Genomic DNA, 14,155 nt, shown 5'->3' on the forward strand with positions numbered 1-14,155 from the left:
GTTTAGCACTCAGGACTCAGCACTTAGCACTCAGGACTAATCGCAATGAAGCTGGCAGTGTTTTTGCCAAACTGGATAGGAGATGTGGTAATGGCCACGCCCGCCCTTCATGCGCTGAGAAATCACTTTGCTCAGGATACCATCATCGGAGTCATGCGGCCTTACGTGGCCGAGGTACTGAGCGGCACTGCATTTCTGGATGAAACCATACTCAGCAAAACCAAGGGGCTGACCCGTGGAATAGCAGGGCTGTCACGTCAACTTCGTCGGCAAACCATCGATCTGGCATTGCTCTTCACCAACTCCTGGCGAACGGGTTTAGCCAGTTGGCTGGGTGGCTGCAAGCGTCGGGTAGGCTACGCCCGCGATGGCCGTTCATGGATGCTGACTGATCGTATCAAGCCGCTCTTAGGGAAAGATGGCAACTATCATCCCAGCCCGGTGCTCGAAGCATATAACCGGCTGGCGGAACATGTGGGCACACCGCCGCCTGGGTATCGTTTGCGGCTGACTGTAACTGCAGCGGATGATCATCAGGCTGATGCGGTCTGGAACAAATTCGATATGAACATCCACCGCCCGGTCGTGCTGCTCAATCCGGGGGCGGCGTTTGGCGCAGCGAAGCATTGGCCGGGGCATCACTTTGCCCGTCTGGCCCGCATGATGGTGGATCGGCTCGATGCCCAGGTGCTAGTGTTATGCGGCCCCAGTGAGCGTGATCTTGCTCAGTTAATCGTTCAGCTTACCGACCGGTCGGAAGTACACTGCCTGGCTGAAGTGAAGCCCTCGCTGGGGCTGACCAAGGCATGTGTCAATCGAGCCGATTTGCTGATCACGACCGATAGCGGCCCGCGTCACTTTGCTGCAGCATTCGGTCGGCCCGTGGTGACCTTGTTTGGGCCAACGCATCAGGCCTGGTCGGATACTTATTATGCACGAGAAATCTGCCTGCAGCGGGAGCTCGATTGCGGGCCATGTCAGCAACGTGTGTGTCCACTCAAAGGGGAACAGCATCATCGCTGCATGGAAGAATTGCTGCCTGAAGAGGTGTTTGCAGCAGCGATGAAACTGCTGAGCGGAACTTTGCCACTGCGTCTATTGCCCGAACCAGAACGCCGGAGGGCTTCTTAGTGTTCTACCTGAACCCACGCTATGAAGCAGATTTCTGGCAGCAGGGGTTGCGGCGGGAAAGCGACTTTTTCACCTGCTGCGAAGGCGTTGCCATAGGTCGACATGCACGCAGACAGGTGCGACGCATTTCGCTGAATCACTATCAGATTTTCCTGAAACGCGAAGAACCGGTGCAACTACGCGACCGGTGGGAATCGTGGTGGAACGGTTTCGGCTGGTGCTCCAAAGCTCGGCGTGAATGGCAGATTCTTGTACGGTTGCGTGAACGGGGCCTACCATGCCCTGAACCGATTGCGGTGGGCGAAACGGGGAACCTGGCATTTCTGGTAGTTCGTGGCTTTGCAGAATCCTTCGACCTGCCTACCTGGCTGGCGTTCCGGCCAACGGAGGAAGAACGACATGCAGTGCTGCGACACATGGGGCACGCGATTGCTGACCTGCATGACGCCGGCTTCACCCATCCCGATTTGTATGCCAAGCATATTTTCATTCATCGGCCCACACTGCAGGTATCGATGGTTGATTTTCAGCGTACCCGATGTGTCAAATCCATGAGCCTGCAGCAGCGTTCGCGGGAACTCGCCCGACTGGATGCCACGCTCCATCCGGGTGCGGTTTCGATTAAAGAACGGCTGACGTTTCTGCATGCGTATCTGCATCGGGCTTATGGCCATGTGCATCCGCACCTGGTGCGTGAATCTGCCAGTGTAGTTTCTGCAGAAAGCAGCAGGCTGCTCAAGCGACGACGCATCCAGCGGATGTATGCTGAAACCTCACTTCTTTCCGGCGATGTTTCGGTTGTCACCTATTGCAGGGTGAAAGTACCAGATATGATTTCAACACGGGTGACTGACAGTGCAATGTCACTGCCCAGCCGCAGGACGGGCAAATGAGTTTGCCAACCTGGGGCGACGCTAAATCCGTCTGGCAGCAGACCAGCCCGGTGTGGAAACAACACGTCAACAAAGCGGATGCTGAACAAGTCATGGATTGGCCTGTTTCGGATGATTTTCACACCAAGCAGGGACGTTCCACTGGCCGCATTGTCATTCATCCGCAGCTTTCTATCTATCTGAAACGACACTGGAAATTCACCTGGCGTGAACAACTACATGCCAGAATCAAGCCATCGGCCAACTGGTCGCCGGCCCAACAGGAATGGCATCACCTGCAGTGGGCCATACAGAATGGATTTCACGTACCCGAGCCACTGGCTGCCGGGCAGATGATATCATCAACAGGCCAATTGCTCAGTTATCTGGCCATTCGTGAGCTGACCGGCATGCTGGCACTGCACCAGGCTATTCCGCTGGCTTCATCCATCATGCCCGCAGCAACCTTCAGCCTTTGGAAACAAAGCGTTTTTGAGCAGTGTGCCGCCATTAGCAGGAAACTGCATCAGGCCGGCAGATACCACAAGGATTTGTACCTGTGTCACTTCTATGTCACGATGCCGGTTGCGAACCAATCTGTGCCTGGGCCACTGGCGATCATCGATCTGCATCGCATGGGGCATCATCCGCTCTTAGGCTGGCGCTGGCAGATCAAAGATCTCGCTCAGTTTCTCTACTCTACCTGGAATGTGACAGGCATTGCGGAGAGTGATCGCAGCCAGTTCATGCATAACTATCTGCAGACTGATCGACTGACCGAACACGAGAAAAGCTGGTGGCACCTGATTCAGAACAAGGCACGCCGCTACGCCAGGCATAATCAACTGGAGATTGCTTCCCCACACACATTGGGGAGGGCTGCATAAACATGAAGATTGCACTTTGCTACGAAAGCATGATGCCACACCAGGGTGGCTGTGAAACTTACATTGCAGACCTGGCCCGTTGCCTGGCGCAGGACAATCACGAAGTGCACCTGTTTGCCAGCAAGTTCGATACGGATGCCTTCCCCGATTCGGTGATGCATCACTTGTTGCCGGTGGCAACCGGTCCGCGATTCTGGAGGCCGTGGGCCTTTGCCCGTTCCTGTTATCAATCCTTGCAGCAACATACTTTTGATGTCACGGTTGGCTTCATCAAGACCTGGGGGCAGGATGTGCTGATGACTCAGGGTGGCTTTCATATTGCCTCAGCAGAGCACAATGTTCGTAAACATCGTAGCCCACTGGCACGGGGATTTGTCCGCCTGTTGCATGCCATCGATCCGAAACACTGGTCGTATCGCAGGCTGGAACGGAAGCAGCTATATGATTATCCTTCGACCATCGTGGTGCCGAGTCGCATGGTGCAGCAGCATGCACACCAGTATTATCCCGAAGTGACAGACCGGCTACGTGTCGTGCACAATGCCATCGATGCTGACCGGTTCTCAACGCAGGATCGCTTCCGCATCCGATCCCAGGTACGCGATCAGAACCGATTGCATCCGGAAGATCATATCGGTTTGTTCGTCGGGCACAACTATCGTCTGAAAGGGTTGATTCCGCTGCTCCATGCCGTCCGACTCATTCCCGATTCGGTCAACTTCAAGCTGCTCATCTGTGGTAGCCAGAAGTATCAGCGGTATGAAAAGATGGCAGCACGGCTGGGCATCAGCGAGCGAATAAGATTCCTAGGCTTTGTGCCTGATGTACGTGAAGCCTTCTTTGCAGCAGATTTTCTGGTGCATCCTTCCTTTTATGATCCGTGTGCACTGGTCACAATGGAAGCGCTGACATGTGGCTTGCCGGTGATAACGACAAAACTCAATGGCGGATCGGAACAATTGCCTGCCTGCATGACCTCGCTGACCATTGATACGCCGCATGATCATGCAGCGATGGCCCGCAATATTGAAAAGCTATGCTACGCGGAAAATCGTTCAGTGCTTTCGCGTGCAGCACGCGAAACCGCGTTACGCTGGACATTCACCGATCACTACCGTGCTTTGCTGGCGATCTTTGAAGAGGTATCCAAACGTAAGCGTCCGGTCGTCTTGCTTCCACGCCCCGGTAAAGTTTCATAGTTTTGTGGGACTCGTTTCCTTCGTTACATTCGTGTCCCACAGGGTTACCACAATTGCCATTGTTCATACGCCAGAATGTACCCCGCCAGGACTGCATTGCTGGCGGCATGGGCGATAACGCAAGCCCAAAGATTCCTGGTCTTCCAGTACAGCCAGTGAATCATCAATATCCAGACTAATGCCGCAGTCCATTCAGCATGCACCGCGACAAAAGCAAGCGTCACAATGATGACGCTCGCCCGGGTCAACTTGCCTAGAGGCACCTGTTGCCAGCGTTCATCAATAATGATGCGAATAAGAAACCCACGCCAGAATAATTCTTCCATGATCGGGACCGCAACGACCATACCAATCAATCGAATCAGCAGAAACCCATACGCTGCTGCATCAGCACCGTCGGCAAAAGGCTGATAAGCTGTCCTGCTCGCCGGCTTAATCCACTCTACCAGGTCAGGTATGTTGAACCATTCAGCCAACTTCGCCACGATACCCGGCAACACCAACTGTTCAAAGTTCCACTTGCACAGCACAATCCAGATGATGCCTCCCACGATGCCTGCCAGCAGCCCCAGCCCGGCACCATTCCACGACCAGGCTGGATAATATCGGCGCCCCCACCACAAGGCACCCAGCACCGCGACAACCTTGAACTCATAAATCGGGGTGAAATAACCTTTCAGCGACTCTAGCCCTTCGAGCGAAGTAAACACACCAAAGAACAGGAAGGGCAACACATACGCCAGGAATGGTTTCCACGATGTTTCTGCAGTTTCTGGAACTGACACAGGTTAAACCTCCAGCTTCAACGCATGATTGGAAAGCAGTTCAAAGCCCTGATCGGTAATCAGATAATTGCGTTCGAACCGCATGCCGCCCACACCTTTGATGTAAAGCCCCGGCTCCAGTGTCAGCACATCGCCTGCCATCAGGGTGTCAGAACTTTCAGGCACCAGAAATGGGGCTTCAGGATGTCCCAAGCCTATGCCATGCCCAGTATGATGGGGGAAGTAGGTGTTCAGATGCTTTTGCTCAAACACCTCGCGAACGGTGCGATCAATATCCTTGGCCAAGGCCCCGGCTTTCAATTTCTTCTCACCGGCCTGTATCGCCTCCATGCAGGCGTGATACATATCCCGTTGTCGGTCACTGGCTTTGCCATCGCAGATATGCGTGTTGGCGAAATCAGCACGGTACTGGCCAACGATGGTCGAGAAATCGAGCAAAACCAGTTCACCTGACTGCACCTTGCGATCCGAAGGCGGCCCGCCTACCGATTCGGTTCGCGGCCCGGTGACAAAATCGCCATAGATAATCGCCTGCCCCCGGGTTGCAGTCATCGCGGCATTCTGCACCAGGAAGAAAATCTCCAGTTCGCTCATGCCAGGCTTGATGCTTTTCAGGCCAGCAGCCATCCCCGCCTCACCCGCACGCATCGATACTTTCAATACTTCCAGTTCATCAGCATCCTTTCTCCGCTTCATGGCATGAATGATGGCATCCACATTCTGTACCTTGCTATTGGCTGGCAAACCCTGCAGCACACCGGCAGGCACCTGGGAAAACTCGATTGCCACGCTGCTGGCTTTGCTTTTCTTCACTCGTTCCAGAACATTACTGACCAGCAAGGCTTCCCGATGCGGTGCAGAATGCTTCCCATCGTACCAGGGCGGAGCCACCACTTCATCGACAAACGACACATCGCAGAAGCCCTTCACCATGCTGTCTGCAATCAGAACTGCCTTGCTGTCCCGCTGCAGCATCAGCACCGCACCAGCATCATTGCTGCGAAAAACAAAAGGCGACTGATGGTAGCCGCAAAAATAATAGAGATGTTGCGGATCGTAAATGAGAATAATATCCGCCTGTTCAGGCAGAGCCTTCCAAAGCCTCTCGCGACGCCCTCGACAACCTTCCAGAGTAAGCATGGCTAACCTGTCTTTTCCAATTTGGCTGATTGAAGTAGTATCTGAATCCGACTGTCACCAGTCTACTGGAACATGGATGAAGTCCGCAGGCAAGACACTATGTCAATTTCCTATGAGATATCCGGACGCAGACATTGGGCTTATCCCATACAACTTCAGACGCGAACAGCCTGGTGGCAGTTGGCACCGGTGCAGTGCGGATTCCTGATAGTGTGGTCGTTGCTGTTGTTCGTATATGGCATCCATCAGGGTGATCTCTACCGCACGGAAGGCTTGCGTGCTGTGCTCGGTGCAGAAATGTACCGCACAGGCGACTGGGTGATTCCCCGTTTGTATGGCGAGTCGATCCTCACCAAGCCGCCAATGCTCTATTGGGCCATCGCACTCACGGGACAACTGTATGGCGAAGTAACCGTCTGGGCGACTCGCTTACCCGCTGCCTTTGCCGGCATGCTCGCAGTACTCGTCGTCTGGGCTGTATTTCGACGATATTACTCGCCATCCATTACACTGCTGGCTGCTTTGGCACTCCCCTGTACCGGCATGTGGCTCGAAAAGGCATCGAGTGCCGAGATTGATACTCTGCTCATTTTCTGGGTACTGGCCGCCTGGGCCTGCTTTATACGACTGATGGAAGTCTTGTCGCAGAAGCAATCTTCATACCAGCAACTCTTCTGGTGGTGCGCTGCATTGCTCTGTGTTGCCGGTGGCGTACTCACCAAGTGGACAGGATTTCTGTTCTTCTATGCCATGGCTATTCCCTGCCTGTTCTGGCACCGGCAATTCTGGCGACTCTTCCACTGGCATCATCTGCTTGCTGCCTTGCTGGGTGTTGCAGTGGTATTCAGCTGGCTCGGCTTGGTGATCAACGAACTGGGTTGGTCGCAAGTTACAAGCATGTTGTGGAAAGAAGGCGCACCCCGTGTGCTGCATGGACAGAATGCCAGCCGAACGTTGGTTCTGGAAACGTTGGCTCATCCATTTCTGGTGCTGGCTATCTGCCTGCCTTGGCCCATCTTCCTGGTTCATGCCTGGCGAAGGAAACTGTATCACCGTGATGCTAAGGTGCCTGTAACGATGCAAGTGATGATCGACCGCTCCCTCTGGTGTTGGGCATTGGCAGGCACCTTGATGATGACCTTCTTTCCAGACCACAACATCAGGCAGAGTTTTTCACTGGTTCCCGCCTGGACACTGTTGGGTGTGCTGGCACTTTGCCGACTCTTCCAGGCTGCTGCACTGCCATCCTGGATGCAGCAGAAACCATTACGCGCACTGATGCTGGCCCTGGCTGTCTGGTGTGTGATCAAAATCGTTCACGTTGAAGTGCTGATTCCCGCTCGATTTGCCAAAAGGCCTTCACTCGATGAACAAGCATTCAAACTCCAGCAGGCCATTCCGATTACTGCAACACTCTACATCTCAAAACTCAAAGATGAATGCCTGATGTTTCACTATGGCAGAGAAGTCATCAGGCTGCGAGAGTGGGATGGCATAATACCTACATATTGCTTGCTAACCGCCGCAGAATGTGCCAGTTGGCCTACAGAATTAGCTTCCCAAATAAAGCATGAAACACCTCTCCTTAATGCTCAATGCGAACCGATCTTCTTGGTACAACTGGCACGGTAACTATTGACACTCGAGATGGGTGCCACGGTTTCGTCGTACTCGACGTAACCGTGCAGCGTAAACGTGGCAGACAACTTGGCATTGTTACGCTGAGTACAGCGAAACAATGGCACCCATCTTGCATACCGATTGCATCTTAATCGCCCACTAGACATTACTTCTCAGGCACCGTCGCTACGGCATCAGGCTTATTCCCCGTACGCCAGACCGTGACTGCCACCTGCTTCAAATCTTTTCGTTGCACCTTCAACATCACGTAGGGATAGTTTTTGTAATTCCATTTCTCAGACTCTGGTGGCTTGCCATCATAGTTGAGCAGAAGGTGGGCTACTCCATTCTTATCGGGTGCAATCCAGCATTTCTCCAACGGAGACAATGTCACGCAGTTGGTTGGCTCCAGCACTGTCACCACCAGCATGGCTTCCTTGTTCCAGTCGATTTGAAACATGCTCCCATCCCACGATGGATCTCGCATCACCTGCACATTGGGTGGAAATTCCACCTTCGGAGCTTTCTCGGTACAATCCCGAAATTCCTGTTCACACAAAATAAGACTGACCAGCAGCGTCTTCCCATCAAACTGCTGCTTGACTGGCCGAGGCAGCAAGGGAACCATGCCAATCTGCATACTTCCCGACGAGGAAACAACATTCTTTGCCAGCGTAGTACGTTCACTGGCAGAGGGAACCCGATCAGCAGGCGGCACGGGAATTTCAGGTAGAGTGTACGGAGCACCTTTGCCTTGCTGCGGTGAATTCGCCAACTGCTGAGGCATGGGTATCTCCGCATTTTGTCTTGGCGGGGGTGGGGCCTGCGTCGGTATATCGTTGGAATCTACTTGTTGCTGCTGCTGACTTTGCCCCTGCTGAGTTGCCTGTCTCCAGGGCGAAATCTCTGGAACTGTAGCAGCAGTTGGAGACGCAGCTGAAATGTTGTTTTCTGTTACCGAAGCTACTATCGGCTGCACCTTGGCCAGATGATAGCCCGAAGCAAGAGCCCACCAGCCTACCCCTCCAGCAAGCAATGCACCCGCCAGCAACGATGAAATAATCCAGCCAATCGGTTTCCGGGTCGTCAGCAAAGTTGCAATCACGGGTGAAACAGCTGTTGCAGTCGATGCACCCGATTGCAGCAACCCGACTGCCTGACGGGCAATCTCTGGTGCCAGGCGGTTAATCATCACACCACTCACCTGGGTACCCATGAGGACGGCACCACCTGCAGTTCCATGCTGTAGCAGTTGTTTCTTCAATTTTAACCTGGCTCGGTAGAGTAGCCCATGAACAGCAGCAGGGGACTGGTTCAAGTGCAAAGCTGCCTCATCACGCGAAAGCCCTTGAATCAGGCATAGATCAATGACCGATTGATATTCAGGTGACAGGAATCTCTTCTCTTCCTGCCACCATCCTTTTAATAACTCTTCTCTGCAGGCAGCCGATGGTTGTCGGGAAATCTGAGCCAGTTTCTCTCTTCGTTTGCGTTGCTGCATGGCTAATCTCCGCGCTAACCGACGGGCAACACCTACCAGCCAGCCTGCAACACTGTCAGGCTTCCTGAGCTGGGCTGCACGCTGGGCCAATAGCAAGAACGTTGCCTGCAGCACATCTTCTGCATCAGCAGGCTCCATCAATTCTCTTTGGCATTGCCGCCAGACGAGAGTGCCATGCCGACGCACCAGCGTTTCAAACGCACTGGATGATCTTTGTTGAACAAACTGTTGCAAGAGTGCACCATCAGAAACTGAATCCAATTCAGTCTGATACTGTACACGACGAAGAATATTGCCCCATGCTGCCATACAACACCTTCCTTCTGCTCTAATAGGGAAAGTGCATCATGAACTTTACGGCGCGCGCCACTTTATTCTATTTTTTTCGTCAGGCTACCGGAAATGACAAGCGGAAAGTGGTGCCCTCTCCTACCTTGCTATCAACATGAATGCTTCCACCGAGTTTCAGCATGATTCGCTGGACGGATGCCAATCCCAGGCCAGTGCCCTTGGCTGCATCCTTGGTAGTGAAGAAGGGTTGAAACAGATTGGCCTGCGTCGCTTCATCCATGCCAGAACCGGTATCAGTTATTTCCATCAGTACGCGCTGATTAGCAGGATCAGGCAGCGACCGAATGGTGACTCTACCTGAGTCGGCTATTGCATCCCGGGCATTGAGCACTAGGTTCATCAGCACCTGTTCCACCGAACCGACATCTGCCCTTATCTCAGGCAACCCGGTGGTAAGCTGCAGCTTCAGTTCGATCTTTTTACCCAAGGCACTGTGCAGCATGCGCTGCAAATCGGTAATGACCGTATTCAATCTCAATTTCTGAGGAGGCTGCATTTGGCGACGGCTGAAATCCAGCATGTGTCGTGACATCTCCGATGCTATCAACCCTGCCTTGCGAATCTCCACCAGCATCTGTTTGATATCTTCTGATGTCTCTGCTTCCAATGCCAGGTCAGCGAAGTTCAGAATGACCGTCAGATAATTATTGAAATCATGTGCGACGCCACCTGCCAGGAGTCCCATGGCCTGCATGCGTTCACTTTGCCGCAGCTGAGCCTCGAAACGCCGTCGCTCCGTAACATTGCGGGCAATCACTTCAACACAGACAGTTTTGCCTTCCACGCGATCACGCCGCAAGCTCATTTCCAGATGAACCTGCTGCTGATCCTTATCCATCAGCACCAGGTTGCCTCGAACATATTCTTTGCTGCCATCCAGCGAAAGCGAATCGCTGCTGCCTGTCTGAGCAAAGTCGCTGAGATTCTTACCAATCAACTCTTCTTTTTTGTAACCCAGCAGTTCGGCACCAGCTTTATTGATTGCCAGGATGGTGCCAACGCGATCCAGCCGAAAAATGACATCACTGGCATGCTCAACCAGTTCAGCGTAGAAATGTTCCTGCTGACGATCATGCTCTTGTTGTGCTTTCTGCTGACTGGCTTGCTTCATCAATCGTGCACGCAGCCAAGTGGCCCAAACCATCAGAACTATGGTCAATGCAGCGATACTGACCAGAAGAAATCGACCATCATTCCAGAACGTAGGTATTTGCGCGAGCATTATCACTGTGTAATCTTTGTGAGGTCAGTGCATTGTTGCACTTTTGCACAATAATTAAACAAGCAATTTTAAAGAATCAGCAAAAATCCAGAAATTTTGATACTTCCACTACTATTTCAACGCCTGTCATCAAAGCCATGCGGATGGCTACGGTGCCATTTCCAGGCTGTTTCGACAATCTCATACAGACTTCCCAATCGAGGTTTCCACCCAAGTCTGCTTTGAGCCAGCGCAGCACTGGCCACCAGAATCGCTGGGTCGCCTGCACGACGTGAACCTTCGACCACATTGACCAGGCATCCAGTCACTTCGCTGCAGACTTTGATAACCTCGCGAACACTATGCCCCTGACCTGTTCCCAGATTCAAACAAAGCCCCTTGCCCGGAGTAATGGCTGACAGGGCACGCAAATGTGCCTCCGCCAAGTCCACCACATGAATGTAATCCCGAACGCAGGTACCATCTGGCGTAGGGTAATCGGTTCCAAAGACGTGAATTGCCTGCCTTTGCCCCAAAACTGTTTGCAGGATCAGCGGAATCAAATGCGATTCCGGGCTATGGTCTTCGCCAATGTCCCCATCTGGATGAGCCCCCGCTGCATTGAAGTATCGCAACGCTGCATAACCCAAGCCGTATGCATGTGCTGCATCAGCAAGAGCCCACTCAATCATCAGCTTGGTTCGACCATAGGGATTGATAGGCTGTTGCGGAGTGGCTTCCGTAATGGGTATTTCAAACGGAGTTCCATAAGTGGCACAGGTACTGGAGAACACCAATTTCTGAACCTGACAGGCCTGCATGGCTTCCAGCAGGATAAGTGTATTCGCTACATTGTTGCGATAATATTTGAAGGGATGTTCCACCGATTCGCCTACATAGGCAAACGCGGCAAAGTGAACTACCGCTTCGATCTTCTTCTCACGCAAAACTGCAATGAGCCTCTCACGCTCTGCCAGATCAGCAACAACTAATCTATCCCCAGGCACCGCAGCTGCATGGCCAAACGACAGATTATCGTAAACCCAGACATCATGTCCATGTTCGAGAAACAGCCTGACCGCATGACTGCCAATGTATCCTGCACCACCTGTTACCAGAAGACGCATACTTATACTCCCCCAACCATGACAGCAGGCCGCTTAGCTGGGTCAGGCTCAGCTTCGCTGATCAATTCATGCACCATCCACGGCACATTACCTTCACCAAACAGCAGGAAGCCGATCATGCCTGCTACCGGTGATTCTTCCGTCCATCCAAAATGAATTTCCGGAGGCTTACCGACCTTGGCCAGTTCCAGAACCACCGCTGCCAGCGTATGTGCGATCGAAGCTGAGCGAGTGATTTTCAGCATATACCGGCCTTCTTCGCTTAACACTTCCAGAACGGGCTGCTGATAAAAATCACTCGCATCATGCAGTTCTACTTCAATAAACAAAATGGGCATATTCTCAGGCAGACGATGCTCCCGGCGTATCATCTTTTCCTTCTCTTCAAGACTGCGTCGGCCTGGACGATGTGGCACCAGAATAGGCCACTCCGATGCACGAATGCTTTCCCATAAAAACCTGGATTGATCATTCGCAAAATCGAAGCCGATAAAGCGGAGCTCGCGTGACCTCACCACACGTGATAGCAGCGATGTCAGAACGATGGCAACAATGAAGAAAAACGCAATCTTGATACCCGATGGCTTTTCAATGATGTTGGCAATCGTGGTGTAAACAAAGACCAACATCACGAGCGTATAGGGAATGGAGAGTCTCTGCAGCCATGTTCCCGTAGCCTGTCGATACTTGCCAATCACCGTGGCCACGCAGGCGCTGGTGATCAGCATCAATACGCCCGTGGCATACGCACCGCCCTGATCATCCACGTTTGCCTTGAACAGAATAGTGACCACGACATTGACACCCGTGAACAAAACCACCAGCCAGCGGGCTGCTCGTGTCCACTCCGGCGCCATGCCATAACGAGGCAAATATTGTGGCACAAGGTTCAACAGCCCAGCCATAGCACTCGCCCCTGCAAACCACAGGATGATCACCGTGCTGATGTCGTAGATCGTCCCGAACACATTTCCAAACAGTGGATTAATCTTCCCCGTTTCCCCTTCAGCATGAGCAATGTAAGCCAACGCGCGATCCTTGGCAGCAGGCTTCTTCACAGACAGTTTTGCTTCATGTAATGTTATTTCCTTCTGCGTGACAGGATCGATGATCGATCCATCTGCCCGGGCATACACCAGTTCGCCAGGCGGAATCAGCATGGCTACCACCAGCGATGAGCTTAGCAACGCAATCGACATGATGGCCGCTGCGGTGATCAACAGCTTGCGTGTGTTGCGTATTCTTCCCGTTGGCTTTTCCACGGTATCAGTTGCATCGCCTTTAACATGCCCCATCACTGCTACACCCGTTTCAAAACCGGAAAGGCCCAACGCCAGCTTGGGAAACAACAGAATCGCGATCGCTATGATTCCCCAGACTTCAGTCGAACGAAAAGGCGTTTCATGCAGATGCCAGGTTCCTGTCTGCACATGCTCCCACCATAGCCGGAAATACTCAGGGTGATTGAGCAGATAGACAAGGCCGGATCCAATGATGATACCGCTCAGCAGCAGATAGATACCCACAATCACGATCGCCACACCAATGACTTCGCGAAATCCACGCAGGAACATGGCCCCCAAAGCGATCAGTAGACCGATCGTGATGCCAATCTGCCATTTCTCATGTTGCTTTTTCTGATCTTTCTCAAACTCCTGCTTCTCCTGCTGACTTAAACCTTCCGGTACCGGTTGATCCCTGAAAAAGATGGGGTTGGAAACAATATGCTCGGCAGCATCCGCTGCAGATAATGTTTTGGTGATGACGTAATCTGTTGCGGCAAATCCGAGCATGACCAGCACAAACGTTTTGCCCCACCAGCCCTTGACCAGTTTCTCAAGCATTCCGATGGAACCCTGCCCATGCGGCGAATGTTTGGCCACATAAATGTAAACAGGTAGCGCACCGAATAGGGTGACGAGCACCAGAATCAAGGTAGCCAGCGGCGCCAGCACACCAGCAGCTTCTACTGCAATTGATGGCTGGTAACCCAGCGTACTGAAATAATCGACACCAGTGAGACACATTACCCACAGCCAGAAACTCTGGTGGGGTTTATGCGCCTGAGGGGCATGAATGGGATGAGCACCAGATGAACCTGGTGTTTCTACAGAAGCGTTCATAGACATTAGTATATTAAGAGCATCTAACAAAAAGAACATTAGAGGAAATAGCCGCAGATGACGATGCACCCGAGTAGCATGAACGCTTCGTGGATGTCATCGCGTCGTTCATAGCGAACCCGTAAGCGTCGAAATTGATGTAGCCAACTGATGGATCGCTCAATGACCCAGCGGTAAATTCCCAACCCACTTCCATGTTCGGTGTTGCGTCGAGCGAG

12 protein-coding genes are annotated in these 14,155 nt (G+C 52.6%); 5 read left to right on the forward strand and 7 right to left on the reverse strand.

The window, feature by feature from the left end; all coding sequences use genetic code 11:
* Window positions 1–45: 45 nt before the first annotated feature.
* The 4 genes from waaF to JNJ77_13450 are packed head-to-tail and all read left to right on the forward strand — an operon-like array spanning window position 46 to window position 4,089.
* Window positions 46–1,131: a lipopolysaccharide heptosyltransferase II gene (gene waaF / locus JNJ77_13435; protein MBL8823586.1), complete on the forward strand. Its 1,086-nt coding sequence runs from the start codon at window positions 46–48 to the stop codon at window positions 1,129–1,131.
* The gene (locus JNJ77_13440) at window positions 1,131–2,024 is read left to right on the forward strand and encodes a phosphotransferase (GenBank protein MBL8823587.1); all 894 of its coding nucleotides are present in this window, start codon (window positions 1,131–1,133) and stop codon (window positions 2,022–2,024) included. Before waaF ends, JNJ77_13440 begins: the two co-directional genes overlap by 1 nt.
* On the forward strand, window positions 2,021–2,890 hold the full coding sequence (locus tag JNJ77_13445; protein ID MBL8823588.1) for a lipopolysaccharide kinase: 870 nt from the start codon (window positions 2,021–2,023) through the stop codon (window positions 2,888–2,890). Before JNJ77_13440 ends, JNJ77_13445 begins: the two co-directional genes overlap by 4 nt.
* A 2-nt stretch (window positions 2,891–2,892) precedes the next feature.
* Window positions 2,893–4,089 carry a glycosyltransferase family 4 protein gene (locus tag JNJ77_13450; GenBank protein ID MBL8823589.1) on the forward strand — a complete coding sequence of 399 codons (1,197 nt, stop codon included), beginning with the start codon at window positions 2,893–2,895 and terminating at the stop codon, window positions 4,087–4,089.
* Between the two features lie 44 nt (window positions 4,090–4,133).
* Here the strand turns inward: JNJ77_13450 and JNJ77_13455 are convergent, their stop codons facing one another.
* Both JNJ77_13455 and JNJ77_13460 read right to left on the reverse strand, forming a co-directional pair.
* The gene (locus JNJ77_13455; protein ID MBL8823590.1) at window positions 4,134–4,874 is read right to left on the reverse strand and encodes a CAAX prenyl protease-related protein; all 741 of its coding nucleotides are present in this window, start codon (window positions 4,872–4,874) and stop codon (window positions 4,134–4,136) included.
* A 3-nt stretch (window positions 4,875–4,877) separates the two neighbouring features.
* Window positions 4,878–6,014, reverse strand: coding sequence for an aminopeptidase P family protein (locus JNJ77_13460; GenBank protein MBL8823591.1), 1,137 nt, complete (start codon window positions 6,012–6,014; stop codon window positions 4,878–4,880).
* Window positions 6,015–6,113: 99 nt separating this feature from the next.
* Between JNJ77_13460 and JNJ77_13465 the strand changes: the two genes are divergently transcribed.
* Window positions 6,114–7,646 carry a glycosyltransferase family 39 protein gene (locus JNJ77_13465; protein MBL8823592.1) on the forward strand — a complete coding sequence of 511 codons (1,533 nt, stop codon included), beginning with the start codon at window positions 6,114–6,116 and terminating at the stop codon, window positions 7,644–7,646.
* Window positions 7,647–7,800: 154 nt separating this feature from the next.
* Here the strand turns inward: JNJ77_13465 and JNJ77_13470 are convergent, their stop codons facing one another.
* The 5 genes from JNJ77_13470 to JNJ77_13490 form a co-directional block, all read right to left on the reverse strand.
* On the reverse strand, window positions 7,801–9,444 hold the full coding sequence (locus JNJ77_13470; protein MBL8823593.1) for a sigma-70 family RNA polymerase sigma factor: 1,644 nt from the start codon (window positions 9,442–9,444) through the stop codon (window positions 7,801–7,803).
* Between the two features lie 79 nt (window positions 9,445–9,523).
* Window positions 9,524–10,708: a PAS domain S-box protein gene (locus tag JNJ77_13475; protein MBL8823594.1), complete on the reverse strand. Its 1,185-nt coding sequence runs from the start codon at window positions 10,706–10,708 to the stop codon at window positions 9,524–9,526.
* A 116-nt stretch (window positions 10,709–10,824) separates the two neighbouring features.
* Window positions 10,825–11,814, reverse strand: a complete 990-nt coding sequence (galE, locus tag JNJ77_13480; protein ID MBL8823595.1) for a UDP-glucose 4-epimerase GalE — start codon at window positions 11,812–11,814, stop codon at window positions 10,825–10,827.
* 2 nt (window positions 11,815–11,816) lie between these two features.
* Window positions 11,817–13,841 (reverse strand): amino acid transporter, encoded by a 2,025-nt coding sequence (locus JNJ77_13485; protein ID MBL8823596.1) that lies wholly within the window; start codon window positions 13,839–13,841, stop codon window positions 11,817–11,819.
* Between the two features lie 134 nt (window positions 13,842–13,975).
* Window positions 13,976–14,155 (reverse strand): transposase (locus JNJ77_13490; protein ID MBL8823597.1); only part of this gene is annotated, 180 nt, incomplete at its 5' end.

This window comes from Planctomycetia bacterium (assembly GCA_016795155.1).
Taxonomy (GTDB): Bacteria; Planctomycetota; Planctomycetia; order Gemmatales; family HRBIN36; genus JAEUIE01.